We start from the raw sequence: 24,032 nt of genomic DNA, 5'->3' as shown, positions 1-24,032 counted from the left end.
TCAGCCGGTCGCCTGGGAGGAAGGCGCTTCCACCTTCTGCTGGAGCGCCCGCTCGATATGCGAAAGGATGCTGCGCTCGTCGGCGCCGGTCAGCTCCTTGGCGATCTGCAGCGCCACACGCTCGCGCAGGTGCGGTCCCATCGCATGGTGGAGGGCGCCCAGGAACCGCGCAGGGGCGATCAGCACGAGTTCGTCGAACGCATGTTCCGAGCGGCCGCTCTCCAGCGCGTCGCGCACCTGCTGGGCGAAGCGGTCCGCCACCTTCCGGGCCGACGGCGTGTGCGGCTCGACCGCATGGCGCCCATGGCCGAAGCGATCGTGCGTGGTGGGTGGGCGATCGCTTTCCAGCTCGCGGGGACGCATGCGGCCCTCCGCATTGGTGAAGCATTCCAGCTGCCGCACCAGGCCCTCGTCGCTGTCCAGCGAAAGCAGGCGCGCGCGCGACCGGTCGGCTACCAGTATCCAGGTGATGCTCATCGTCGTGCCGCTCCCGCCTTGTGGAGACTTCACGTTGGCACGGCCTGCAACGGGGACGTTGACCGCGATCAAACAAAACGTCGGACGCGCAGGCGCCGTGGCGGTCAGGAGCAGGCGGAGGCGACCGCGTCCTGTCCCGGCGCGCCGCCCCTCGTGGCGGGGTGGGCGCAGCGGCTGCGTGCATCGTCCGCGCGCAGGGGCCGGTCCACGTACGCCCGGACCGCGTCCATCAACCGTTCCCGGGCGATGCGGACGCAGTGCCCCTGCGCGTCGTAGCGGCGGGCGGCGTCCTCGGGCATCGGCTCCAGCGAATCGGCCACATCGTTGGCCAGGCAGGCCAGGGCGGGATGGGCATCCAGTGCGGTGATCCGCAGGTGGCGAACCCCCTGCCGCGCGGCTTCTTCGATGAGCGGACCGGGCATCCGCCTGCGCACGAGCCCATCCACCCATGCGTCCGCGCAGGCCGACGCATCCGCGGGTCCGCGTTCGGTGGCAAGATCGATGTTGGCGCGCAGGCAACCCTCGGCCACCTGCGCCGCCGCGACGGCGACCAGGTCCTGCGCCGCATCCGAACCGTAGGGCAGCTCCAGCATGCGCAGGGCGTCGGCCACCCCGATGAGACTGATCCGCGGGCCATCGCCCTGGGTGTGCGGGTACACCATCATCGCGTCGTCCAGCAGCCGGGTCGCCAGCGCCGCCGCCTCGACCAGCCGGGCACGGTCGAGCCGCGGCACGCCGAAGACGTCATCGGCGACGAACCCCGACAGATTGATGGCCGCCGCCGGCATCCAGCCATCGGGTCCGTGGTCGGTTCCCGCGCAGGCGAGCAGCGGTTCCCCCGGCAGCACCTGCCATCGGCTGCAGGCGGCGACGAAGCGGTGCGCCCACAGGGGTGCCATTGCGCCCTCGGCGGTGGCCACGGCGTCGGCGATCCGGCGCCACGTCGCATCGATGGTCGCGTCGCGGACCAGGCCGTCCTGGCGCCATCGGTACAGGCCGTCCCAGGCTTTCACCGACGCCAGCGACGTGAAGCGGGTGACCGGTACCATGGACATGCTCCCCCTGTATCGGAAGCACTACTCTGGCGGGCACCTCGCCTGGCGATATTGATCCACGTCAACCTGCGATGGGCGGACGTCCTGCAGGCAGCGGCGCAGCGCGGCGGCCAGGTCCTCGCGGCTGTAGGGCTTGCGCAGCAGCGCGTGCGCAGGGGGATGCGCGCGCGGCTGCTCCAGCAGCTGCGCATCCTCGTAGCCGGACGTCAGCAGGATGGCCAGGTCCGGACGCGCGGCGCGCACTTCCGCCGCCAGCTGGGCGCCGTTCATGCCTCCCCCGAGCATGACGTCGCTGAACACGGCCGCCACATCGCGTTCGCGGGCAAGCAATGCCAGCGCCTGGCCCGCGTCGCCGACCGCCGTGGCGCGATAGCCCAGCGAGGCGAGGAAGGCGATGGCGATGTCGCGCACTTCCGGTTCGTCTTCGACCACCAGCACGTGTTCGCCGCGGCCCTCCACGATGGGCGGCGCGCCTGCGTGTTCGACGCTGGCGCAGGCCGGTGCGACGGGAAGCGCCAGCGTGACCTGGGTGCCATGACCGAGACGGCTGCGGATGCGCAGCTGGCCGCCGCTCTGTTCGGCGAAACCGTACACCATGCTCAAGCCCAGCCCGCTGCCATGTCCGGCCCGCTTGGTGGTGAAGAATGGCTCGCAGGCGCGCGCCAGGGTCTCGGCCGTCATGCCGTGCCCGGTGTCCTCCACGCAGAACTCGATGCGCGATCCCTGCGGGCGATCCGCCGCGGCATCCCGTGCCTCGTCCGTCACTTCGCGGACGCTCAGCCGGATGGTGCCGCCCTGCGGCATCGCATCGCGTGCGTTCAGCACCAGGTTGACCAGCGCCGAGTCCAGCTGCGCGGCATCGGCGTACACCGGTGGCAGGCTCGCAGGGCAGTCCACGCTCAGCCGGATGGACTCGCCCAGGGTGCGTCGTAGCATCTTTTCCAGGTCTTCCAGCAACCGCGGCGGCGATACCGCGATGGGACTGAGCCGCTGCCGGCGCGCGAACGCCAGCAGCTTGCGGGTGAGTTCGGCGCCCCTGGACGCGGAGCGCAACGCGCTGGCGATCAGGTCCGCCGCCTCCGGGTCGTCCGCACAGCGGACCTGCAGCAGCTGCAGGCTGCCCGACATGACCGTCAGCAGGTTGTTGAAGTCGTGTGCGATGCCGCCGGTCAACTGGCCGATCGCATCCAGCCGTTGCGCGTGCGCCAGCTGCTCTTCCGTGCGCCGGCGCTGGATCATGCCGGCCACCAGGTTCGCCACCGAGCGCAGCAGGTGCATGGCGTCGTGGTCCAGCGCCCGGGGCGCCGGCGCGCGCACCAGCAGGGCGCCCATGACGTGCCCCCGGTCCATCAACGGAACGGTGGCGCCGCTGCCGGTATCGCCCCCCAGCAACGGCAGCGGCCAGGCCGTGCCGCGCAGGTCGTCGATGACCCGCGGGTGGCTGCGGCCGAGCTGCTGCCAGTGTTCGGGCACGCTGAAGAGTCCGCGCGAAAGCGGCGGCGGGCCGAAGTAGGCCTGCACGTCGACATGCGGCGCCTCCTTCAAAAACACGATCGCCACCGCTTCGGCCCCCAGCGCGCTGGCCAGCATTTCCGGCAGCCGCGGAACAAGTGCCTCTTCATCGGCCAGTTCCACCGCTTCCTGGCCGATGCGGGCGACCAGGGCGTCGTAGCGCGCGCGCACCAGCGCCTGGCGCGCGCGCTGGGTCTCGGAGATGTCGCGGATCGACGCCAGGTAGCGGGGACCTTCGTCCGTCTGCAGGGGACTCAACGCGATCTCGACCGGAAACTGCGCGCCATCGCGCCGCTGGCCGACCAGCGCCATGCCGGCACCGCCCATCGGCCGCGTGCGCGGCATGCGCATGTAGTCCGCGCGGTGGGAGCGGTGGCGCTCGCGCGCGTCTTCGGGGATCAGCTGTTCGACCGGCAGGCCGGTCAGCCCGGCGGGCGGATAGCCGAACAGCCGCTCCGCCTGCCGGTTCGCCATCGCGATCAGCCCGGCGCCGTCCACCACCACCAGCGCATCGGGCACCGTATCGAACAGCTGCGGGAACACGCCATCACCCCGGGGTCTTGTGCACCTGGACGGCCAGCAGGTAGCCCGCTCCGCGCACCGACTTGATGATGGCCGGATGCGCCGGGTCGGATTCGATCTTGCGGCGCAGGCGGTTGACCTGCATGTCGATGGCGCGGTCGAACGGCCCGGGCTCGCGCCCGTGCGTGGCGTTCATCAGCTGGTCGCGGCTGAGCACCTGGTTCGGCCTTCTCAGCATCGCCACCAGCAGGTCGAAGTCGCCGGTGGTCAGTTCGATGTCGCATCCGTCGCGGCCGATCAGGCGGCGCGACGATATCTCCAGGCGCAGGCCCGCGAACTCGAGCACGCCAGCGGCCTGCGCGGAGGCCGTCGCGGTCGCGACCGCGGGCGCACGACGCAGTACCGAGCGGATGCGGGCCAGCAGTTCGCGCAGGTCGAACGGCTTGGCGACGTAGTCGTCCGCACCCAGCTCAAGGCCGACCACGCGGTCCACGGCGTCGCCGCGCCCGCTGACCACGATGAGCGGGCCGTGCCAGCGGTCGCGAAGCTCCCGCACCAGGCTCAGGCCATCGGCGTCCGGCAGGCCCAGGTCCAGCAGGATGGCGTCGACGGATGAGGCATCCAGCACCGCGCGCAGGCGCGCGCCGCTGTCCGCCAGCGTGACCTTCAGGCCGTGGCCCTCCAGGTAGCGCGACAGCATCCTTGCGATCTCGGCGTCGTCGTCGACCACCAGCACATGCGGTGCCGTCGAAGGCGCTTCATCGCGGCGGGAGAGGCGATCCGGCGTCAAGAGGGAGGCCCGGGGCCGAGGGGCTCATGTCATGTTAGTCCCGCGAACGGCAGCGGGAGAGCGCCGCTGGCCTGCGCCGCAGGCCGTCCGACGAGCGGCAGGAGCGGACTGCCGCGATACCCAGAAGCGGACATGCCGTCGGCATGGCCTGCCGGGTGGCGTCGGGAGCTAGGCGTGCTGCAGCATCGCCCTCAGGCCGGCCTCGTCCCGGATGACGATCTCCCGGCGTGCCACCGAGATCAGGCCATGCGCACCCAGCCGCGAGAGCGCGCGGGTCACCGTTTCGAGCTGCAGTGCCAGGAAACTGCCCAGGTCCGCGCGGGTCATGCGCAGCAGCAGATGATGGGCACTGAACCCGAGGGCGTGCATCCTCGCTGCCAGATCCAGCAGGAACGCGGCCACGCGCTGCTCCGCGTTGAAACTCCCTATCGCCAGCATCCAGTTCCAGTCGCGGCGCACTTCCGCCGCCAGCATTCGGGTGACATACGGCAGCAGTTCGCTTCCCTCCGTCCTCAGCCAGGACAGCGGCAGCTCCCACACTTCGCAGGTGTCCAGGGCGATGGCATCGCAGGCATGCACGGATATGTCGAACGAATCGATGCCCAGCAGGGCGCCGCGGACATGGAATCCGGTCACCCGTTCCCTGCCGTCCTCGCTCAGCACGCAGGTCTTGAACACGCCGGCGTGGACGAGGAACAGCGAACGGCAGGGCTGTCCCGCGCGGAACAGCCGGCGCCGCGCCTGCAGCCGGCGGCGCTGCAGGGGGGCATGCCGCATCAGCAGGTCTTCCCCCTGGACCTCGGACGGAGGGGCGACCGCCCGGACGCCGTCCGACGGCCCGGCGAGGGTGGGGGGCTCCGCGAAATGGCCGACATCCAGCATCACTGCGTCCTCCGGATGGGGAAGGACGAGGCTATGCCGCGCGTGGCACGCGCCGGCATCGCGCCGGACACGGTCTGTAACGGCCTGTAACGGCACCGCGCCCCGGTGGCATGCGCACTGCCGCTGGCGGGCCCTGGGAACGATGCGTTGTTGATCCACGTCAACTCGCTCGACGGCGCGCCGCGGTCAACTCCCTCCGGCACGTACGGGCGTGCGGCAAACCGGAGACGAACATGAACGACAAGCAATTGCGTCAGGCGGTCATCGACGAGCTGGATTTCGAACCCAGCATCGACGCCGCCGATATCGGAGTGATGGCCGAGGATGGCGTGGTCACCCTGACGGGGCATGCGAGCACCTACTACCAGAAGCTCAGCGCCGAACGCGCCGTGTGGCGGGTCAAGGGCGTCAGGGCGGTCGTGCAGAACATCGAGGTCCGTTTCGTCGGCGATACCAGCGATGAGGAGATCGCCAAGCGCGCCCTCGGCGTCCTGAAGTGGAACAGCGCCGTGCCGACCGACATCCATGTCACCGTCAACAAGGGATGGGTGACCCTGGATGGCCGGGTGGAATGGCAGTACCAGCGCACCGGCGCGGAAACCGCGCTGCGCACGCTGCGCGGGGTGACGGGCATCACCAACAACATCGCCATCAAGCCTTCCGTGCAGGTGCCCGTGGTGCAGCAGCGGATCGAGGATGCGCTCAAGCGCAGCGCCGAAGTGGAAGCCAAGCAGATCCGGATCGCCATCAAGAACGGCGACACCGTGACGCTGGACGGCAAGGTCGATACCTGGAGCGAACGGGTGGCGGTCGAGCGGGCGGTATGGTCCGCGCCGGGCGTCAAGGATGTCGTCGACCATCTGGTCATCGCCTGACACCGCCTGCGTGCCTGCCCGCCGGCGCATGCGTGGGCAGGGCCGGACCAGACACAGGCCCGCGTGCGCGCTGCGCAGGATATGCCCGGGAGACGGTCCGTGGCGGGGCCGCCGTCCCGGGATGGCATGACGCGGGCGAGGGGTCACTTCCACTTCGCCGATCCGTGGCAGCGCGGCCGCTGCGCATCCTCCGTGGCACGGCCCCCGTGCCTGCGGACCACCGACTACGAGCACCGACATGAACGACACCGCATCCCCGCAGGTCTGGTACGAGACCCTGCGCGACAACAGCCACGTGCTGATCCGGCACATCCGTCCGCAGGACCGGCAGGCCGAGCGCGATTTCATCGAACGGCTTTCCAGCCAGGCCAAGCACTACCGCTTCCTCGGCGGCGTGTGCCATCCCAGCGAAGCGCTGCTGTCGCAGCTGACCGTGCTGGACCCGACGCGTGCGGCCGCCCTGGTCGCGCTGGAGGCGGGCGACCAGGGCGATGGCAGCCTGCTGGGCGTCGCCCGCTACGGGGCCGATGCCGAGGGCGCGCGTTGCGAACTGGCGGTCGCGGTGGCCGACGCGTGGCAGCAGAAGGGGCTTGCGACCGTGCTGATGCAGCGCCTGATCGACATCGCGCGGTCGGCTGGCATGAAGGCGCTCTATTCCGTCGACTTTGCCGACAACACCGCGATGCACGACCTGGTGCGTCCGCTGGGCTTCACCACCCGGCCCGACCCCGACGAGGCCTCGCAGGTGATCCACGAACTCCTGCTGTAGTTCCCCGTGGGGGCGATGCACACCGGCTCCGCCGGCCGGTAACCGGCCAGCGGAGTCCGCGCGCCGCCGGATCGGCTCAGTGCGCGAAAAGCATGGGGATGGCGGACTTGCGCAGGAGTTCGCGGGTTGCGCCGCCCAGCAGCCATTCGCGCGCGCGGGTATGGCCATAGGCGCCGGCGACCATCAACTGCGCACCCGATTCCCTGCAGTGCTGCAGCAGGGTCAGCGCCACGGAGTCGGCCACCAGCGGCCGGGAGACCGTGTTGACCTCCAGCCCATGCCGCGCCAGGTGCAGGCTGATGTCCAGTCCGGCATCGCCCTCCCCGCGTGCCGCTCCGCCCGGTGCTGCGACATGCACCACGTCGACCGATGTCGCCGACGCGAGCAACGGAAGCGCATCGTTCAGCGCCCTGGCCGCTTCGCGGGCGGGATGCCAGGCGACGACGACGTGTCCGGACGACGACGGCGGCGAGGCCTTGGCCGGGACCGTCAGGACCGGACGCCCCGACTCGAACAGCAGCGCTTCGAAGTAGCCGTAGGCGGTTCGGGCGCCGGGCTGGTCCGCGTCCGGAACGCCGACGATGGAGAAGTCCGCATACAGCGCGTGTTGCGCGGCCAGGCGGGTGGGATCGCCCGCCAGGGACTCGTCCAGGCGCACTTCCCACGAGATGCCCTCCTTCTCCAGGCGGGTGCGCAGCTTGGCCGCATTGCGCTTGCCGGTTTCGCGCAGATCGTCGTACAGCGCGATCATGCCGGGCTCCGGCGTCAGGCCCCAGGGATCGACGGCGGACACCGGCAGGCTGACAAGCTCGAGCACCGCCAGATGGGCCTGCAACCGCGACGCCAGCGCGATGCCGTGCGCAAGCGCCCCCTCGTCGGCGGAGGTCGCGGTGACGGGAACGAAGATGTCTTTGATCATGGCGGCATTCCTCAGCTGGGCGATGCGTACACCATGCCCACCGCAGCAACCGGCATGTTGATCTGGATCAACAGGACTAAGGCCGTGGCGCAGGCGACCTGCAGTGCCCCTGGCGGCCGCGCGGCACGAGGGCGCGCGCCGTCCAGGTGGCCAGCCACAGCAGGGCAGGCGGCAGCACGGCCGCCACCAGCGTCAAGGTCACCGGCGGGGGCTGGAAGCCGAACCAGGCGCTCGGGCCGTGCAGGTGCGTCACCACGCCCAGCAGCACGCCGGCCGGCACCGCAATGCACCACAGCAACGGGTTGCGCCGGCGCCACCATGCTTTGCGTCCGGGCGCGAGGTTGGCGACCAGCAGCGACAGGTTGCCCATCACCAGCGCGATGAAGGCCAGTGCGCCGGTCTGGGCAGAGGGCAGGCCGGCCCCGCGTCCCAGCAGGTAGAGCGCGCTCACCGCGAGCAGCGCGACGATGCCCTGGGCGAAGCTGCGCAGCAGCAGCCGGACATCGAGCAGATGCCGCGACGGGTCGCGCGGCGGACGGCGCATCACGTCGCGCACGCCGGGCTCGCGCTCGAACACCAGCGATGAAGCCGGGTCGATGATCAGTTCCAGGAACACCACGTGCAGGGGAAGCAGGACCAGCGGCTCGCCCAGCAGCAGGGGCAGCAGGGCCAGTCCGGTGATGGGCACGTGCACGGCCAGGATGTAGCGCACCGCGCGGACGATGTTGTCGTAGATGATGCGTCCGGCCCTGATCGCGCGCACGAGGGTGACGAAGTTGTCGTCGAGCAGCACGATGGACGCCGCCTCCCGTGCGACCTCCGTGCCGCGGGCGCCCATGGCGATGCCGACATGGGCGGCGGCAAGCGCGGGCGCGTCGTTGACGCCGTCGCCGGTCATCGCCACGACATGGCCGGCCCGACGCAGTTCCAGCACCATGTCCAGCTTCTGCTCCGGCCTGACCCGGGCGAACACGTTGGTGCCCGCCATCACCCCGCTGCGTGCGTCGCCGCCGGATGCCGCCAGATGTTCGCCCAGCGCCACCGTGGTGCCGGGGATGCCGGCCTGCTGTGCGATCGCACGGGCGGTTTCCGGATGATCGCCGGTCAGCATCACCACGCGCACGCCCGCCGCCAGCGCCTCATGCACGGCGTCGGCGACGCCTTCGCGCAGCGGATCTGCGAAGCCGACCAGCCCCGACCATTGGAGTGCGCAGTCCTCCAGGCGGGCAGGGGGTGAGGCGAAACCGGCATCGACCGCGCTCGCCGCCACAGCGAGCACCCGCAGGCCACGGCGGGCCATCGCCGCGGCATCGGCTAGGTGGCGCGCCCGCTCATCCGGCGGCAGACCGCAGAGCGTCGCGACCGCCTCGGGTGCGCCCTTGCAATAGATGCGGACCTCGTCCGCATGCCGTCCGGCGCGCCATGCGTGGCCCACGACCGGCAAGGGCTGCATCAGCGGGTACTCGTGCATCCGCTGCGCATCGTGCGGGCGCGCCAGGGAAGGTTGGCCGCCGAGCGTGGTCCGCAGGGCGCGCTCCATCGGGTCGATCGTGTCGTCGGCGCTGGCCGCATCCGCGTACTCGAGCAGGGTGCGCAGGGACGGCGGCAGGGAGGCGGGAAGGGTGGCCCGCGCGGCCGGCGCGACCAGTTCCGCCACGGCCATGCGGTTCTCGGTCAGGGTGCCGGTCTTGTCGGCGCACAGTACGGTCACCGCGCCCAGCGCCTCGATCGCCGGCGGGCGCCGGACCAGGGCGCGATGACGCACCATGCGCCACGCGCCCAGGGCCAGGAACACGGTCAGCACCACCGGGAACTCTTCGGGAATGTTCGCCATCGCCAGGGTGATGCCGGCCAGTGCGGCCTGCACCCAGTCGCCGTGGAGGGAGGCATGCAGCGTGGTGACCGTCGCGCTGACCAGCAGGGCGAGCACGGCGAACACCGCGACCACGTGCTTCATCTGGCGCTGCATCGGCGTGCGCGGCGTGCGCACCTTGTCCAGGGTCGCGCCGATGCGCCCGATGGCGCTGTCGGCGCCGATGGCCACCACCTCCGCCAGCCCATGTCCTGCGAGCACCAGGGTCCCGGCATGCACGCGGTCGCCCGGCGCCGATCCCGCGCTGCGTCGCACCGGGACGGATTCGCCCGTCAGCAGCGATTCGTCCAGCTCCAGCCCCGGTGACGCGTCGCCGGCGTCGCACAGGCGGGCATCGGCCGCGACGCGCTCGCCTTCCTCCAGCAGCAGGAGGTCGCCCACCACCACCTCGCGAGCCGGCAGCGATACGGTCTGTCCGTCGCGGCGGACGCGGGCGCGCGGGCTGCCGAGGTCGCGCAATGCGTCCAGCGCGCGTTCGGACCGGTATTCCTGGAAGAACGCCAGCCCCACCACCACCAGCACGGAGACGCCCAGCACCACGGCTTCAGACAGCTCCCCGAGCACCAGATACAGGGCCGTCGCACCCAGCAGCAGCGCCAGCATCGGCTCACGGATCACGCCCAGGCCGATCCGCAGTGCGGTGCGGCGTTCGGACCGTGGCACCAGGTTGGGCCCCTGCGCTTGCTGGCGGCGCTGCGCTTCGGCGGCCGTGAGGCCCGGTGGCAGCGCGCCAGCGGGCGCTGGACGGCAGGCCTGTCCCTCGGGCTGCGGGGTGGGCGCGTCGGCCATCAGCGTACTCCGCGGCCGGCGAGGGCGCAGGGCACGTCCGCCGCGTTCGGCCTCGAACCGCCCTGGCGGATGCGGACGGCGGCGCCGCGTGGCATCGATGGCTCCTTGTGGCCCCAGGTCTGCGACGCTACGCCCTCGTGGCGGTCCGCGTGTTGATCCGCATCAAGGTCCGGCGGTGGCGCCTCCCGCGCCGGCAGGCGTGGGGTGTTTGATCGGGATCAAGTCGGCGCCGCGCGCGAAGGGCCAGGATAGGGCGGCGCCGATATCGGCGTGTCCGTCTGCAGGGAATCGGATCATGAACAAGACAACGGTACGTCTGCTGGCCGCCACCCTGTGGGTGGGGACGGCCTGCGCGTCGGCGGCGGAGCGCGAACTGAGCTGCACGCTCGCATTCAGTACCCAGGAGTGGTCCGCCCTGTACGCCAGCACCGTCGGCGAAGGGACGGTGACCTGCAGCGATGGCGCCTCGCTCCCCGTGGCGATCCGCGCGAACGGCATCGGCATCACCGCCGGCAAGTGGAAGATCGTGCAGGGAACGGGCAGGTTCACCCGGGTGACCGACATCGATGACGTGCTGGGCCATTACGTGGCGCTGAGCGGCGACGTGGGCGTGGTGAAGACGGGCACGGCGCGCGTGCTGACCAAGGGCAGGGTGTCGTTGGCATTGAGCGGCACGGGGGAGGGATTCGACCTGGGCGTGGCCATCGGCGATTTCCGGATCGGCCGCCGCCATTGGCGCGCGCTGCCCGACGACGGGCGTTGACGCCGGCGATGGACGATCGCGTCCCGGCGCCGCCGCCTGCGCGTGCGGCGGCCTGCGGCTCAGGAGCTCAGCCGGAAGACCGTGGCCGGCCGGCGGGGGGCGTGTCGGCATGCGGCTTCAACCGCTCGATGCCCAGTGCGCCCAGCACGTATTTCTCCACGACAGGCTCGCTGGTGCCGTGGCGCATCTTGAACAGGAAGTACTTCTCGAAGGCGACCTTGGCCAGGTGCACCCAGTGCCCCTCGCGGGTCCAGGTGACGTTGCGCGGCGGGATCTGCGGCAAGGCCACGAACGCGATGCCCGTATCGCCCATGTCGGCCAGGCAGACGGCATTCCACGTGCCTTCGAACGTGGCGGGCTTGCCGTCGAGTTCGGCCTGGATGTTGCGTACCAGGGTCGTCACCATCGATTCGATCATGAAGCCGGTCTTGGGCGCGCCGGTGGGCACGGGCGTGCTTTCCACCGGCGGGATGGCCACGCAGACGCCTGCGGCGAAGATGTTGCGATGGCGCACGCTGCGCTGGTGGCGGTCGACCAGCACGAAGCCGCGCGGGTTGCACAGCCCCTCGACGGCCGCGACCGCATCGACGCCCTTGAAGGCCGGCAGGAGCATCGCGTAACGGAACGGCAGGACGTGCTCGTTCTTGGGTTCGCCGTGTGCGTCGACCTCCACCACCGACATTTCCGCTTCACGCACGCCGCGCACCCGCGCGTTGTCGATCCAGCGGATATGCCGCTTGCGCAGCTCCGATTCCAGCATGCCCTTGGAATCGCCGACGCCCCCCAGCCCCAGGTGGCCGATGTAGGGCTCGCTGGTGACGAAGGACATGGGTACCCGGTCGCGCAGCCTGCGCCGGCGCAGGTCGGTATCGAGGATCAGCGCGAACTCGTAGGCCGGCCCGAAGCAGCTCGCACCCTGCACCGCGCCGATCACGATGGGGCCGGGATCTTCCAGGAAATGCTGGTAGGCCTCCCAGGCCCGCGCGGCGTGCGCGGTGGTGCAGATCGACTGGGTGAACCCCTCTCCCGGGCCCAGTCCGGGCACTTCCGCGAAGGCCAACTGCGGCCCCGTGCAGATGATCAGGTAGTCGTAGCTGTGCCAGCTGCCGTCGGCGCTGCGCACGCAGTTGCCGGCGGTGTCGATGTGCGCCGCCGGCGAAGGACTGAAGGCGATGTCCTTGTTGTGCAGCGGCGGGGCCGCTGGCAGGGTGAAATCGTCGGCCTGGCGCCAGCCCACGGCCAACCATGGATTGGAAGGCGTGAAGCTGAAGCGCTCGCCGTCGCCCAGCACCGTGATGGGGTGGGCCGGCCCCAGCGTGCTGCGCAGTTCGTAGGCCGCACTCATGCCGGCCAGGCCGGCGCCGAGGATGAGGAATCTGGCCATGACGGGTGCCTCGCAAGGGGTGTTCCATGATCGTCAGCGCGTGGACGCATCCATTGACCGGGATCAACGATGCGGCCGATTCCGGCGTCGGCCTGCAACCCGCCTAGGCCGCGTCGCCGTGCGGGCGTCCATCAGACTGCGCGCGCTCGCGCCGTATCGTCTGGAATTCCTCCAGTTGGCGGCGCAGGGCATCGATGGCCTCGCTGGCGGCCACGTAGGCGTCTTCGTGCGCGCGGTCCGCCTCGCAGCTGCGGCCGGCATGGAATTCGCCGCCCGGCAACGACGCATGCGCGGTCACGCTGAAGCGGTTCCCGCTGTGGTGGCGGTGCTCGCTGCGGCTGACGGTCACGCGGCAAGCCTGCAGGCGCGGGGCGAAATGCTGCAGGCGGTGGGCGTGGCGCGTGATGTGGTCGCTGAGCGCCGGCGAAGGCGGCAGTCCCAGATAGGTGATCTCCACGGGGATGTTCATGGCGGCAGCTCCGGGTGCGCGTCGGGGTGGAATCCGGTCCGCTGGCGGACCGACGGGGCCTGCTTCACAGGCCGGATGGATAGGTGTCGGGCGGCTCGTGGCGGGACCAGAGACCGGTCACCTCCAGCGGCTCCACCGCGGAGGTCTCGTCGAGATGGAAGAGGGCATCGAACTGGCCGGGCAGGGTCGCGCCGAAGTAGTGGCTCGCCAGTTCGCTCTGTGGCCGGTAGACCACGCCGATGGCGCGCTCCAGCCGGGGGGCGTCCAGCGCGTCCGCCACCGGGCCGGACAGCGCCAGGAAGAAGCGATCCTTGCCGGTCCGGTACAGCAGGTGCTCATGACTGTCGGGATGGGCCGGGCGCACCCAGCGACGTTCGGCCGGCGCACCCCAGTCGCGCGCGGCGGTCACGTGGCCGGTGTAGGTGGTGAAGCCCACGCTCAGCGTGGCCGGGCCGCCCATGCGCTCGCGCAGCAGCTGGCCCACGTTCCACTCGCCCCGGTGCGCCATCTCGGTGGCCCGCGCGTCGCCCAGGTGCGAGTTGTGCGCCCACACCACGATCCGTCCCTGCCTGCCGCTGCCGCGCAGATGCCAGCGCAGGTCGAGCAGGGTGTCCACCATGTGGCTGTCGCGCAGGTTCCACGACGTGGCCCGGCCGGCGAACATGGCCCGGTAGTAGCGTTCGGCATGCACGACCACCTGCGCGTTGCGTTCGGCATGGAACTGCGCATCCGCGGCCGCGGCTCCATCGCTGCTGCGGTAGTCGGCGGCCCGTGCGCACAGGTCCACCAGCAGCGCCGCCGCCGCATCCCGGCAGGGCGGGCGCAGGCCGGCGGCCACTTCCGCGCCGTAATCCTGCGGGTCGCGCACATGGTCCAGGCAGGCATACAGGCCGCGTGCGACGGCGGCCTGTTCCGGATCCACGTGTTCCAGATAGGCCACCACGGCGTCGGCCGAGCGATAGAGGCTGTACAGGTCCATGCCGTAGAAGCCGGCCTGCCGGTGGGGGGAACGGCCCGCGTTGTGGCTTCGCAGCCAGTCGATGAACGCGTGGACATCGCGATTGCGCCACATCCAGGCGGGAAAGCGCTCGAAGTCCTGGAACGCCTGGTCCAGCGCATCCTCCCCGGCCGCGGTGGCATACCGGTGCAATCGCAGTACGTCGGGCCAGTCCCCTTCCACGACCACCGCGTCGAAGCCCGCTTCCGCGATGAGGCGCCGGGTGATGGCGGCGCGCATGGCGTAGAACTCGTGCGTGCCGTGCGTCGCCTCGCCCAGCAGGGCGAAATCGCGGGTGGCCGCCATGCGCAGCAGCGGGTCGTAGTCGCTGGGATCCTCGCGCAGTACGTGTGCGTGGTCGCGCAGGACCGCCAGTGGCGTGTGGATGGCCATGCATCGGATCGGCGTGCGTGGGTGCACGATCATCCCTGGCCCGGTGCGGGGCGATGTTGACGTGGGTCAATACCCGGCGGCGCCGGCCACGCCATCGTGATGGCGCCACCGCAGGAGGTCGCACGCCATGATGCAGCTGCCATTCCAGGACCGCGAGCAGGCCGCCCACGCGCTGGCGGCCGCCTTGGCGCGCTATCGCGGCATGCATCCGGTGGTGCTGGGCATACCGCGGGGCGCCATGCCGATGGCGCGCATCGTGGCCGACGCACTGGACGCGGACCTGGACATGATCCTGGTACGCAAGCTGGGCGCGCCCGGCAACCCGGAGCACGCCATCGGTGCGGTGGACGAGCGCGGCTCGGTGCTGCTCAACGAAGCCTCGGTCTGGTCGGGCGCCGGCCGCGCCTACCTGCAGGCGGAGATCGACCAGCAGATGGCCCTGATGCGCGAACGCCGGGCCCGCTACGGGGGCGATGCCCTGGGCGACCTGACCGGCCGCACGGTGATCGTCCTGGACGATGGCCTGGCCACCGGCGCGACCATGGTGGCGGCCTTGCGCGCGGTGCGCGCGCAGTCGCCGGCGCGCCTGGTCTGCGCGGTTCCGGTGGCCGCGGCGGACAGCCTGGCGGACGTGCGGCAGGTGGCGGACGACGTGGTGTACCTGGCTACACCTTATCCGTTCCGGGCGGTCAGCCTGTACTACCGGAACTTCGCCGAGGTGACCGATGACGATGTGGCGGCCGCGCTGCAGGGGCGGCGGAAGGCCGCATCGCGCGGTATCGCCAGCCAGCCGGTGCGCATTCCGGCCGGACAATGGCTGCTGGAGGGCGCGCTGCGCGTTCCCGAACATGCCATCGGCCTGGTGGTGTTCGCGCATGGCAGCGGCAGCAGCCACCTGAGTCCGCGCAATCGTCACGTGGCCGATGCCCTGGCGCAGAAGGGCATCGCCAGCCTGCTGTTCGACCTGTTGACGCCGCGGGAGGATGTCACGCCCTCGGTGCGTTTCGATATCGCCATCCTCGCCTCGCGGCTGGAATCGGCGGTGGCGTGGGTGCGCCGGCAGCCGCATTGCCTGGGGTTGCCGCTCGGCCTGTTCGGTGCCAGCACGGGCGCGGCCGCGGCCCTGCGGGTGGCCGCGGCCCACCCGGACCTGATTGCCGGTGTGGTGTCCCGGGGCGGGCGACCCGACCTGGCCGGGCGCGACATCCTGCAGCGCGTGCGGACCCCGGTGCTGCTGATCGTCGGCGCCGCAGACCCGGACGTGCTCGAACTCAACCGGAGCGCCCGCGGCGTGATGGGCGCCCGGGCCGAACTGGTCACCATTCCCGGCGCGGGTCATCTGTTCGAAGAACCCGGCACCCTGGAGGCGATGACCGTGGTCGCGGCCGACTGGTTCGCGCGGGAACTGGGTGCCCACGGCGAGCGGCGTCTCCAGCAGCGCCAGTAGCGCCTGCCCGGTGCGAAGGGGCCGGCTCAGCGCGCGGTGTAGCCGCCGTCGATCACCAGTTCGGAACCGGTCACGAAGCCGGCTTCATCCGACGCGAGATAGACCACGCCCCACGCGATGTCCCGCGGATCGCCCAGCCTGCCCAGCGGATGCAGCTGGCCCAGCGTCTCCAGGGCGGCCTCGAGGTCTTCGGCGCCGCCTGCCAGGACGTGGCCTTCGACCATGGGCGTACGGATGTAGCCGGGGTGGATGGAGTTCACCCGGATGCGGTCCGGGGCGTAGAACAGGGCGTCGGTCTTGCTCATGAGCCTGACCGCGCCCTTGGAGGCATGGTACGGCGGCACGTCCGCGGCCCCCACCAGGCCGTAGATGGAGGAGAGGTTGATGATGCTGCCCCCGCCCGCGCGGCGCATCGCGGGGATCGCATGCTTGGTGCAGAAGAACACCCCCTTCACGTTGATGGCCTGCACCCTGTCCCACTCGGCCTCGGTGAGCTCGTGGGTGGGCTTGTCGGTACCTGCGATGCCGGCATTGTTGACCAGCACGTCGATGCTGCCGAAGGCGGCAGCGACGTCGTGGATGGCGCGGCATACGTCGGACTCGCGGGCGACGTCCACATGCCAGTAGCGGGCCGCATGTCCGGCAGAGGAAAGCTGGTCGGCGAGCGTGTGTCCTTCTTCGTCCAGCACGTCGAAGAGGGCGACGCGCGCGCCTTCCTGCGCCATGCACATCGCGCAGGCCCGGCCGATGCCGCGCGCTGCGCCGGTGACGATGCAGGTCTTGCCGAGCAGTCTGTCCATGGCGATCCGGGCCTCCCGCAACGTGGCCGTCGAACAACCCGGCTGCCAGCGTGCAGCTGCCCCAGCGTGCCGGAGTTGACCGTGGTCAATGATCGGCCCGAAAGGGCGGTCGGCCGTGGGTACGCGCCGCGGCGCCGTCCTCGACGTCGCGGCCCACGCGATGCGCCGCGCTACTCCAGCGGCATGCGCGCCAGGTAGCGGTCCACCAGGCGCTGCGCCACGGGCGGATCGACGTTCGCAAGGCCGATCACCACCCGGCCCAGGGTGGGGAACACGCGGAATTCGGTGTTCATCCCGGCGGTGCCGCCCCCATGGCCGTACCACGGCAGGCCCTCGAATTCGCCTGCGGTGAATCCCAGGCCATAGCCGGCATCGTCCGGGCGCGTGGCGACGGCCAGCAGGGACGGGTCCAGCAGGCGGCCGCCCTGCAATGCGCGTGCGAAGCGCAGCAGGTCGCCGACCGTGCTGTAGCCGCCGCCGGCAGCGGTTCCGCGCCACGGCAGCGTGTGCGCCGCATCCAGCCATTGGCCGCGGGTGCGCATGTAGGCGCGCGCGCGCCGGGGCATGTCGTCGGACTCGGGCAGCGAACCGGTGTCGCGCATGCCGGCCGGGACCAGGATGTGTTCTTCGACGTAGGCGTAATAGTCCTGGCCCGACACCGCTTCGATGATCGCGCCCAGCAGCACGAAACCGTAGTTGGAGTAGTCGTGGCGGGACCCGGGGGGATGCGCGGGCGCACGCGCGCCGTACAGCGCCAGGTAGTCCGCATGCGTGCGCAGGCGCTCGCGTTGGCGATCGAACGCCGGACCGAAGATGTCGCCCGCGCCGGCACGGTGCGACAGCAGCTGCCGCACCGTCGCCCTGCGCATGTCGGGGTTGGGGTAGGCCTGCAGATAGTCGCCCAGCGTGCCGTCCAGCGACACCTTCCCGGCCTGCACCAGCTGCAGGATCGCCACCGAGGTCAGCATCTTGTTCATCGAGCCCAGCCGGAAGCGGGTATCCAGCGTGTTGCCGGCGCCCGTGGCGCGGTCGGCCAGGCCCCAGGCGCCCTGCAGCAGGACCTCGTCGCCCTGCGCGATCAACAGGGCGCCGGCAAAGGCGTCCTTGGCCGACGCCGCTTCGGCGAAGGCGGCCACGTCGTCGAGCGCACCCTGCGCATCCAGGCGGGCAGGCTTCAGGTCCGGTGGCGTGGCCACGCCGGCCAGGTCGATGCGCGCCGTCGGTCCCGGCTCCAGCGTGACCCGCAGCCGTGCGTGGTTGTCGGATTCCCTTTCACGCAGCAGCGCTACCGCGGTGTCGCCCTCGGCGGGCTCGCGCCTGGCCAGGATGAAACCGCCGATGCTGTCGCGGAACTCGAGCAGGTTGTCGATGTTCATCGCCGACCCGTAGCGCTGGCCGAACGCCTCCCATGTCGCCCGGTCGCCCCTGTTGAAGGCGGCGATCCAGGCATCCAGGGCCTGCCGGGCGTCGGCCTCGGTCGCGGGGTGCGGTGTCGATGCCGGCGCGTCGTCCGTGGGGGCGGGCCGGGCGGACAGGGTGGGGCAGGCGCAGAGGCAGGCCAGCAGCAGGAGCGGTCGGATCATGGCGGTACTCGGGAGGGGTCGCTCCTGCAGATGCCGGCCCGTGCCGAAAGGTTGCAGTCGCGTCGCGGACGACGGCGGAGGGTTCCGTGGCGCGACCTGCGGACGATATGCGGATCGTATATGATTCGTATATCCACCCGATGCGAGGCCCCCATGGGCATAGTGAACATCGACGACGACCTGCACGATCAGATCCGGCGCGCCTGTACCGTCACCCATCGTTCCATCAACGCGCAGGCCAACTTCTGGATCAAGGTCGGCCTGTTGTGCGAGATGAATCCCCATCTGAGCTTCCAGGAGATCGTCGCCGACGAGTTGCGGGCGGCGGGGGTAAAGCCACATCCCCTGCGGCCGGCGCGCGCGTGATCAAGAGCGCCGCCGAAATCGCCTTGATGGCCCGGGCCGGTGCGCTCCTGGCCGGAGTGTTCGATGCCTTGGGACGGCTGCGGCTGGAAGGCCGCAGCACGCTGGAGGTCAACGACCTGGTGGAACGCATGATCGTGGACGATCTGCATGCGCGGCCCGCCAGCAAGGGCCAGTACGGTTTCCCTTACGTGCTGAACGCCTCGATCGACGACGTGGTCTGTCACGGGGTGCCGTCATCGGACGATGTGCTCCGCAGCGGCCAGATCGTCAATTTCGACATCACGCTAGAAAAGGACGGCTATATCGCCGACTCCAGCACGACCTATCTGGTGGGCGAGGTGGCCTACCCCGCACGGCGCCTGGTGGAGGCGACGTACCGGGCGATGTGGAAGGGAATCGCGGCGGTGCGCCCGGGCGCGCGCCTGGGCGACATCGGCCATGCGATCGCGCACTACGCCCGTGCCCAGGGCTACAGCGTGGTGAAGGAGTACTGCGGGCATGGCATCGGCCGGGCCATGCACGAAGCGCCGCAGGTGCTCCACTACGGCCGTCCCGGTACCGGCCTGGCGCTGGAGGAAGGCATGGTGTTCACCATCGAGCCGATGCTCAACCAGGGCAAGGCCGCGATCCGCGCGCATCCGGACGCGTGGCCGGTGTACACCCGCGACGGCAGGCTGTCGGCGCAGTTCGAGCACACCGTCGCGGTCACCCGCACCGGCGTGCGCGTGCTGACGTTGCGAGCCGGCGAAGCGCCGCTTTGCGAGGTGGACTGAGCGCGCGCGGCACGAAGGCCCGGGATGATCGTTGGCCGCAACCGGAGCGGTCGGGTTGCCGTCGCGCCGGCCTCGCCGGCTGAGCAGATGGCGAAATCCACACCTGGTATATGCTGCCGCCCACGTTCCACTCCTTCGTTTCGGGCTCAATGTCGGCGCCCGGCGACAACCGACCGGTGCTGCGCGCTACGCGCGCGTGGTCGCGGGTCGCGCAGGGCCGGCGTGCCGCGCCGGCCGGTTACCTGCATGCATGCGATGTCGCGATTCTGTTGTGTGGTCTGGGGTGCCACGCTGGCGCCCCTGGCGCTGACCGGAGAAGCCGGCACATCACGCGCGGCCGAGACCCTGGACCGTGTGGTGGTGACCGCCACGCGGCTGGAAGCGGTCACCGCATTCGATACGCCCGCCTCGATCAGCGTGGTGCCCATGGGGGATGGAGGCGCGCGCACGCAGGCCGCGCTCTCGGAGGCGCTGGACGGCGTACCGGGCGTACAGGCGCGCGAGCGGCAGAACTTCGCGCAGGACACCCAGTTGTCGATCCGCGGGTTCGGTGCGCGCTCCACCTTCGGCGTACGCGGCGTGCGGCTGTACGCCGACGGCGTGCCGGCGACCATGCCCGACGGGCAGGGCCAGGTGTCGCACTTCAGCATGCTGGGCGCGGACCGCGTGGAGGTGTTGCGGGGCCCGTTCTCGGCCCTGCATGGCAACTCTTCCGGTGGCGTGATCCAGGCATGGAGCGATATCCCGGACGAAGGACACGACGCCCGCCTGCAGGCCAGCGCCGGCAGCCACGGCACATCCGTGCTGGGCGCGCGCCTGCGCGGTGCCGGCGATGCCGTGGGTTACAACGTGGCGGCGTCGGTGTTCGATACGCGCGGCTATCGCGACCACGCGGCCGCGCGCCGCGAGTCGTTGAACATCCTGCTGCGCCTTCGCCGCGGCGCCGGCACGCTGGATCTGGTCGCCAATCGTCTCCACGCGCCCGATGCGCAGGATCCGCTGGGCCTGACGCGGGCGCAGGCATGGCAATCGCCCCGCCAGGCTGCGTCCGTCGCCACCGCGTTCGACACGCGCAAGTCGGTGGGCCAGGATCAGGTGGGCGCGGTGTACGCGCTGCCGTTCGGCGACGGACACCAGGTGCGGGTGATGGGCTATGGCGGCCAGCGCGATGTCGAGCAGTTCCTCGCATTGCCGGTCGGCGCGCAGGCCAATCCCCTGAACTCGGGCGGCGTGATCGACCTGGACAACGCCTATGGCGGCGCCGACCTGCGCTGGTCATGGGCCGGACGCCTGGGTGACCGGCCCGTCGAATTCGCGGCCGGCCTGGGTGCGGACCGGCAACGCCAGCATCGCCGCGGCTACGAGAACTTCGTCGGCACGGCGCTGGGCGTGCGCGGCGCGCTGCGGCGCGACGAGCGCAACACGGTGCAGAACGCGGACCAGTACCTGCAGGCCTGGTGGCGGTTCGCGCCGCGCTGGTCGCTGCTGGCGGGCGCGCGCCGCAGCCGCATCACCTTCACGTCCCGGGATGCGTACGTCACCGCGACCAATCCCGACGACAGCGGGCGCGTGGTCTACGACCGCACCCTGCCGGTGGCGGGACTGGTGTTCGCGCCGGACGAGGCGTGGCGCCTGTACGCCTCCTGGGGGCGCGGCTTCGAGACGCCGACCTTCAACGAACTGGGTTACCGCGCCGATGGCGCCGCGGGCCTGGCGTTCGACCTGCGTCCGGCGGTCAGCCGCAATGTCGAGCTGGGTACGAAGTGGCGGGTGTCGGACGGGACGACGCTGGAGGCGGCGGTGTTCCGTGCCGATACCGACGACGAACTCGCCGTGGCGCGCAATGTCGGCGGACGCAGCAGCTACCGCAATGCCGGCGCCGCGCGCCGGCAAGGACTCGAACTGCAATCCGACGTGCCGCTCGGCGATGCGTGGCAGGTGCAGTTCGCGTACACATGGCTGGACGCGACGTTCCGCGACAGCTTCCCCATCTGCACGGCCGCCGGCTGCACCACGCCCGGCGTGCGGGTCGCCGCGGGCACGCGCATTCCCGGGATAGCACGGCAACAGGCCTCGCTGCGGCTGCGCTGGCGGGGCGAGCGCTGGCAGGCCTCGGCGCAGCTGGTGGGCATGGGCGATGTGACCGTCAACGACACCGGCAGCGAGCGCGCGCCCGGCCATGGCGTACTGCACCTGGAAGCAGGCCGCGAGCGGTCGTGGGCGAGCGGCCGCCTGCAGGCGTTCGTCCGCATCGACAACGCGCTGGACCGGTTCCACATCGGCTCGGTGATCGTCAACGAAGGCAACGGACGGTTCTACGAACCCGGCGCAGGGCGCACCTTCACCGTCGGCGCCCGCTGGCACTGGACTGCGCGATGACGCGTCAGTCCAGGCCTCGCGGCAGGTAGACGCTGGCGCGCAGGCCGCCTTCGCTGCGATTGGACAGCTGCACCTGGCCGCCGTGCGCGAGCACGGTGTGCTTCACCGACGCCAGTCCCAGGCCGATCCCGCCGGTACTCCGGTTGCGCGACGCCTCGCCACGCACGAAGGCCACGAACAGCTGTTCGGCCTGCGCCGGGTCGATGCCGGGGCCCTCGTCGTCCACATCCAGGCGATAACCGTCGCCTTCGGCCGCCAGCGCGATGCGCGCGCGGTGGCCGTACTTGAGGGCGTTCTCGGCCAGATTCGCCACCATGCGCCGCAGCGACACCGGATCGCCCCGCATCGGCGCGGGCGGGCCCGCATCGGCGCGCACGTCATGGCCCATGTCGCGCAGGCTGTCCACCACGCTTTCGACCAACAGGCGCAGATCGAGGGGTTCGCGCAGCACGCGCCGGTTCTGGTCGTGGATGAAGGCGAGCGTGGCATCGATCATCTGCGACATCTCGGCGATGTCGGCGCTGGCCTTGGCGCGGCTCTCCGCGGGCAGCGCGTCCAGCCGGAACGCCAGGCGCGCGAGCGGCGTGCGCAGGTCGTGCGCGATCGCCCCCGCCATCTCGCCGCGCTCCTGCAGCAGGCGGTCCAGGCGCGCCTGCATGGCGTTGAAGGCGGCGGCCGCGCTGGCGAACTCGCTGGGACCGGTCACGGGCAGGGCAGGCGCGCCGGTTTCGCGTCCCATGCGGTCGGCCGCGCGCGTGAACTGGCGGATGGGCGCGGCCAGCGCCCGCGAAAACCACCAGGCCAGCGGCAGCAGGCCCAGCATGCCGGCGAGGAACAGCGTGGCGAGGCGGGCGACGAAGCTGGCGCGGTTGCGGGTGTTCTCCACCACCCGCCAGCGCCCATCGGCCTGCTTGAAGGCGGCCACGAAGTCCCCCCGCAACGGCGCATCCGGTCGCCACGCCAGCATGAACCGTTGCGCCGCCGGGTCGCCTGCGTCTTCCGGCGGCCGGGCGGCGCCATCCATCGGGGGGACCCCCAGGCCGGCGCCGGCCATGGGGGGCGGCCCGGCAGGTTCGCGCGGTGCCGGCGAGAACGGCTGCGGCCGCACCAGGTGGTAGAAGCGGACGTGCTGCGCATCGCTGCCGAGCCACTGGCCCAGCAGATCGCGCACGAACGGTGAGGCGCGGTAGCGCGCGGGATCCGGGGTGGGCGGTTGCGCGGCGTCGTAGACCTTCAGGTCCGGATCGGTGGCGGGCATGCGCGAGGACAGCAGCGCGGTCAGTTCGCTGAAGGCGATGCCGTCGTCGGGATGGTGGTACAGCAGTACCGCCATGCCGATGGCATGCGCAACCGCCAGCGCCGCCAGCAGCAGCAGGAACGTCCGCGCGAACAGCGGCAGGCGGCGCAGGCGTGTGGTCACCGGCGCACGACCGACGGCAGCAACATGTAGCCCTCGTTGCGGATCGTCCGGATCATGTCCGGACCGCCGCGCTCGCTGAGCTTGCGGCGCAGGCGGCTCACCTGGCTGTCGATGGCGCGGTCGTAGACATCGACGTTGTGCCCGCGCGCGTAGTCGAGCAACTGGTCGCGGCTCAGTACCCGCTGCGGGTGCTCGACGAAGGTGCGCAGCAGGGTGAATTCGCCATCGGACAGCGTGATGTGCAGCCCCGTCGGGTCGCGCAACTCGCGGCGTGCCACATCCAGGCTCCAGCCGTCGAAGCGGTACTGCATGCCGGCCGCCGGCGCCGGCTCGCTCTCCGTGGCGGGCGGATTGCGCCGCAGCAGCGCCCGCATGCGCGCGAGCAGCTCGCGCGGATTGCACGGCTTGGCGAGGTAGTCGTCCGCACCCACCTCCAGGCCGATGATGCGGTCGGTATCGGTGCCGAGCGCACTGAGCATGATGACCGGCGGGCCGGTCTCGCTCGCCAGGCGGCGCGCCGCCGACAGGCCATCCTCGCCGGGCATCATCACGTCGAGCACCACCAGGTCCGGCCGACGGCGCGCGATCGCCTCGCGCATCGCCGCCACGTCGCCCGCCACCTCCACGCGATAACCGTGATCGCGCAGGAAATCGCCGATCAGCGTGCGCAGTTCGGGGTCGTCGTCGACCACCAGGATGTGGGAGCTCAGGTCCATCGTGCAGCGTCGCCGTCGGCGTCCTTGGGAAGTATGCGCCAGCCCGGACCTGCCGCCGAGGAAAAAGGCGCCGCCACGT

At 71.0% G+C, this 24,032-nt stretch carries 21 protein-coding genes; 7 read left to right on the top strand and 14 right to left on the bottom strand.

Annotated features, from left to right (window positions below):
• From MUU77_RS16665 to MUU77_RS16645, 5 genes are all read right to left on the bottom strand, one after another.
• Entirely contained in the window at positions 1–477 is a 477-nt protein-coding gene (locus MUU77_RS16665; protein ID WP_245089194.1) for a host attachment protein, read from the bottom strand.
• A gap of 104 nt (positions 478–581) precedes the next feature.
• Complete coding sequence (locus MUU77_RS16660) at positions 582–1,532, bottom strand: ribonucleotide reductase N-terminal alpha domain-containing protein (protein WP_245089191.1); 951 nt, start codon at positions 1,530–1,532, stop codon at positions 582–584.
• A 21-nt stretch (positions 1,533–1,553) separates the two neighbouring features.
• Positions 1,554–3,587 carry a PAS domain S-box protein gene (locus tag MUU77_RS16655; protein ID WP_245089188.1) on the bottom strand — a complete coding sequence of 678 codons (2,034 nt, stop codon included), beginning with the start codon at positions 3,585–3,587 and terminating at the stop codon, positions 1,554–1,556.
• 4 nt (positions 3,588–3,591) lie between these two features.
• A complete protein-coding gene (locus MUU77_RS16650; RefSeq protein WP_245089185.1) occupies positions 3,592–4,296 on the bottom strand; it encodes a response regulator transcription factor in 705 nt (234 codons plus the stop codon).
• 228 nt (positions 4,297–4,524) lie between these two features.
• Positions 4,525–5,238: a helix-turn-helix domain-containing protein gene (locus tag MUU77_RS16645; protein WP_245089182.1), complete on the bottom strand. Its 714-nt coding sequence runs from the start codon at positions 5,236–5,238 to the stop codon at positions 4,525–4,527.
• A 233-nt stretch (positions 5,239–5,471) separates the two neighbouring features.
• Here MUU77_RS16645 and MUU77_RS16640 point away from each other — a divergent pair, with 233 nt between their 5' ends.
• Together MUU77_RS16640 and MUU77_RS16635 are read left to right on the top strand one after the other, a co-directional pair.
• Positions 5,472–6,113, top strand: coding sequence for a BON domain-containing protein (locus MUU77_RS16640; protein ID WP_245089179.1), 642 nt, complete (start codon positions 5,472–5,474; stop codon positions 6,111–6,113).
• A 238-nt stretch (positions 6,114–6,351) separates the two neighbouring features.
• On the top strand, positions 6,352–6,882 hold the full coding sequence (locus tag MUU77_RS16635; RefSeq protein ID WP_245089177.1) for a GNAT family N-acetyltransferase: 531 nt from the start codon (positions 6,352–6,354) through the stop codon (positions 6,880–6,882).
• 76 nt (positions 6,883–6,958) lie between these two features.
• On the opposite strand, the gene MUU77_RS16630 is transcribed toward MUU77_RS16635, so the two are convergent.
• Positions 6,959–7,801, bottom strand: coding sequence for a universal stress protein (locus MUU77_RS16630; RefSeq protein ID WP_245089174.1), 843 nt, complete (start codon positions 7,799–7,801; stop codon positions 6,959–6,961).
• A 76-nt stretch (positions 7,802–7,877) separates the two neighbouring features.
• Positions 7,878–10,463 (bottom strand): cation-translocating P-type ATPase, encoded by a 2,586-nt coding sequence (locus MUU77_RS16625; protein ID WP_245089171.1) that lies wholly within the window; start codon positions 10,461–10,463, stop codon positions 7,878–7,880.
• A 295-nt stretch (positions 10,464–10,758) separates the two neighbouring features.
• Between MUU77_RS16625 and MUU77_RS16620 the strand changes: the two genes are divergently transcribed.
• Positions 10,759–11,226 (top strand): hypothetical protein, encoded by a 468-nt coding sequence (locus tag MUU77_RS16620; RefSeq protein ID WP_245089170.1) that lies wholly within the window; start codon positions 10,759–10,761, stop codon positions 11,224–11,226.
• Positions 11,227–11,293: 67 nt separating this feature from the next.
• Here MUU77_RS16620 and MUU77_RS16615 read toward each other — a convergent pair whose 3' ends face one another.
• The 3 genes from MUU77_RS16615 to MUU77_RS16605 form a co-directional block, all read right to left on the bottom strand.
• Positions 11,294–12,610, bottom strand: coding sequence for an FAD/NAD(P)-binding oxidoreductase (locus MUU77_RS16615; RefSeq protein ID WP_245089167.1), 1,317 nt, complete (start codon positions 12,608–12,610; stop codon positions 11,294–11,296).
• Positions 12,611–12,713: 103 nt separating this feature from the next.
• Positions 12,714–13,079: an HPF/RaiA family ribosome-associated protein gene (locus MUU77_RS16610; protein WP_245089164.1), complete on the bottom strand. Its 366-nt coding sequence runs from the start codon at positions 13,077–13,079 to the stop codon at positions 12,714–12,716.
• A 64-nt stretch (positions 13,080–13,143) separates the two neighbouring features.
• On the bottom strand, positions 13,144–14,469 hold the full coding sequence (locus tag MUU77_RS16605) for an erythromycin esterase family protein (protein WP_245089161.1): 1,326 nt from the start codon (positions 14,467–14,469) through the stop codon (positions 13,144–13,146).
• Between the two features lie 127 nt (positions 14,470–14,596).
• On the opposite strand from MUU77_RS16605, the gene MUU77_RS16600 reads away from it, so the two are divergent.
• Positions 14,597–15,916, top strand: a complete 1,320-nt coding sequence (locus MUU77_RS16600; protein WP_245089158.1) for an alpha/beta fold hydrolase — start codon at positions 14,597–14,599, stop codon at positions 15,914–15,916.
• Between the two features lie 26 nt (positions 15,917–15,942).
• Here MUU77_RS16600 and MUU77_RS16595 read toward each other — a convergent pair whose 3' ends face one another.
• Together MUU77_RS16595 and MUU77_RS16590 are read right to left on the bottom strand one after the other, a co-directional pair.
• Positions 15,943–16,716: a glucose 1-dehydrogenase gene (locus MUU77_RS16595; protein WP_245089155.1), complete on the bottom strand. Its 774-nt coding sequence runs from the start codon at positions 16,714–16,716 to the stop codon at positions 15,943–15,945.
• A gap of 170 nt (positions 16,717–16,886) precedes the next feature.
• The gene (locus MUU77_RS16590; RefSeq protein ID WP_245089152.1) at positions 16,887–18,299 is read right to left on the bottom strand and encodes a serine hydrolase domain-containing protein; all 1,413 of its coding nucleotides are present in this window, start codon (positions 18,297–18,299) and stop codon (positions 16,887–16,889) included.
• A 153-nt stretch (positions 18,300–18,452) separates the two neighbouring features.
• On the opposite strand from MUU77_RS16590, the gene MUU77_RS16585 reads away from it, so the two are divergent.
• From MUU77_RS16585 to MUU77_RS16575, 3 genes are all read left to right on the top strand, one after another.
• Positions 18,453–18,665: a ParD-like family protein gene (locus MUU77_RS16585; protein ID WP_245089149.1), complete on the top strand. Its 213-nt coding sequence runs from the start codon at positions 18,453–18,455 to the stop codon at positions 18,663–18,665.
• On the top strand, positions 18,662–19,438 hold the full coding sequence (map, locus tag MUU77_RS16580) for a type I methionyl aminopeptidase (protein ID WP_245089146.1): 777 nt from the start codon (positions 18,662–18,664) through the stop codon (positions 19,436–19,438). The genes MUU77_RS16585 and map overlap by 4 nt, the downstream gene beginning before the upstream one ends.
• 255 nt (positions 19,439–19,693) lie before the next feature.
• Positions 19,694–21,817 carry a TonB-dependent receptor gene (locus MUU77_RS16575; protein ID WP_245089143.1) on the top strand — a complete coding sequence of 708 codons (2,124 nt, stop codon included), beginning with the start codon at positions 19,694–19,696 and terminating at the stop codon, positions 21,815–21,817.
• 4 nt (positions 21,818–21,821) lie between these two features.
• On the opposite strand, the gene MUU77_RS16570 is transcribed toward MUU77_RS16575, so the two are convergent.
• Complete coding sequence (locus tag MUU77_RS16570) at positions 21,822–23,237, bottom strand: ATP-binding protein (RefSeq protein ID WP_245089140.1); 1,416 nt, start codon at positions 23,235–23,237, stop codon at positions 21,822–21,824.
• Entirely contained in the window at positions 23,234–23,953 is a 720-nt protein-coding gene (locus MUU77_RS16565; protein WP_245089137.1) for a response regulator transcription factor, read from the bottom strand. The genes MUU77_RS16570 and MUU77_RS16565 overlap by 4 nt, the downstream gene beginning before the upstream one ends.
• Between the last annotated feature and the right edge of the window lie 79 nt (positions 23,954–24,032).

Source organism: Pseudoxanthomonas sp. F37, from assembly GCF_022965755.1.
Classification (GTDB): domain Bacteria; phylum Pseudomonadota; class Gammaproteobacteria; order Xanthomonadales; family Xanthomonadaceae; genus Pseudoxanthomonas_A.
Note: the sequence above shows the minus strand (reverse complement) of the source record. Positions and strands in the feature narration are given on the sequence as shown.

What these genes read in the sequence shown, in the direction of transcription:
- MUU77_RS16665 (WP_245089194.1), bottom strand. Translation starts at nt 477, where the DNA reads ATGAGCATCACCTGGATACTGGTAGCCGACCGGTCGCGCGCGCGCCTG.
- MUU77_RS16660 (WP_245089191.1), bottom strand. Translation starts at nt 1,532, where the DNA reads ATGTCCATGGTACCGGTCACCCGCTTCACGTCGCTGGCGTCGGTGAAA.
- MUU77_RS16645 (WP_245089182.1), bottom strand. Translation starts at nt 5,238, where the DNA reads ATGCTGGATGTCGGCCATTTCGCGGAGCCCCCCACCCTCGCCGGGCCG.
- MUU77_RS16640 (WP_245089179.1), top strand. Translation starts at nt 5,472, where the DNA reads ATGAACGACAAGCAATTGCGTCAGGCGGTCATCGACGAGCTGGATTTC.
- MUU77_RS16635 (WP_245089177.1), top strand. Translation starts at nt 6,352, where the DNA reads ATGAACGACACCGCATCCCCGCAGGTCTGGTACGAGACCCTGCGCGAC.
- MUU77_RS16630 (WP_245089174.1), bottom strand. Translation starts at nt 7,801, where the DNA reads ATGATCAAAGACATCTTCGTTCCCGTCACCGCGACCTCCGCCGACGAG.
- MUU77_RS16625 (WP_245089171.1), bottom strand. Translation starts at nt 10,463, where the DNA reads ATGGCCGACGCGCCCACCCCGCAGCCCGAGGGACAGGCCTGCCGTCCA.
- MUU77_RS16620 (WP_245089170.1), top strand. Translation starts at nt 10,759, where the DNA reads ATGAACAAGACAACGGTACGTCTGCTGGCCGCCACCCTGTGGGTGGGG.
- MUU77_RS16615 (WP_245089167.1), bottom strand. Translation starts at nt 12,610, where the DNA reads ATGGCCAGATTCCTCATCCTCGGCGCCGGCCTGGCCGGCATGAGTGCG.
- MUU77_RS16610 (WP_245089164.1), bottom strand. Translation starts at nt 13,079, where the DNA reads ATGAACATCCCCGTGGAGATCACCTATCTGGGACTGCCGCCTTCGCCG.
- MUU77_RS16605 (WP_245089161.1), bottom strand. Translation starts at nt 14,469, where the DNA reads ATGGCCATCCACACGCCACTGGCGGTCCTGCGCGACCACGCACACGTA.
- MUU77_RS16600 (WP_245089158.1), top strand. Translation starts at nt 14,597, where the DNA reads ATGATGCAGCTGCCATTCCAGGACCGCGAGCAGGCCGCCCACGCGCTG.
- MUU77_RS16595 (WP_245089155.1), bottom strand. Translation starts at nt 16,716, where the DNA reads ATGGACAGACTGCTCGGCAAGACCTGCATCGTCACCGGCGCAGCGCGC.
- MUU77_RS16590 (WP_245089152.1), bottom strand. Translation starts at nt 18,299, where the DNA reads ATGATCCGACCGCTCCTGCTGCTGGCCTGCCTCTGCGCCTGCCCCACC.
- MUU77_RS16585 (WP_245089149.1), top strand. Translation starts at nt 18,453, where the DNA reads ATGGGCATAGTGAACATCGACGACGACCTGCACGATCAGATCCGGCGC.
- MUU77_RS16575 (WP_245089143.1), top strand. Translation starts at nt 19,694, where the DNA reads ATGTCGCGATTCTGTTGTGTGGTCTGGGGTGCCACGCTGGCGCCCCTG.
- MUU77_RS16565 (WP_245089137.1), bottom strand. Translation starts at nt 23,953, where the DNA reads ATGGACCTGAGCTCCCACATCCTGGTGGTCGACGACGACCCCGAACTG.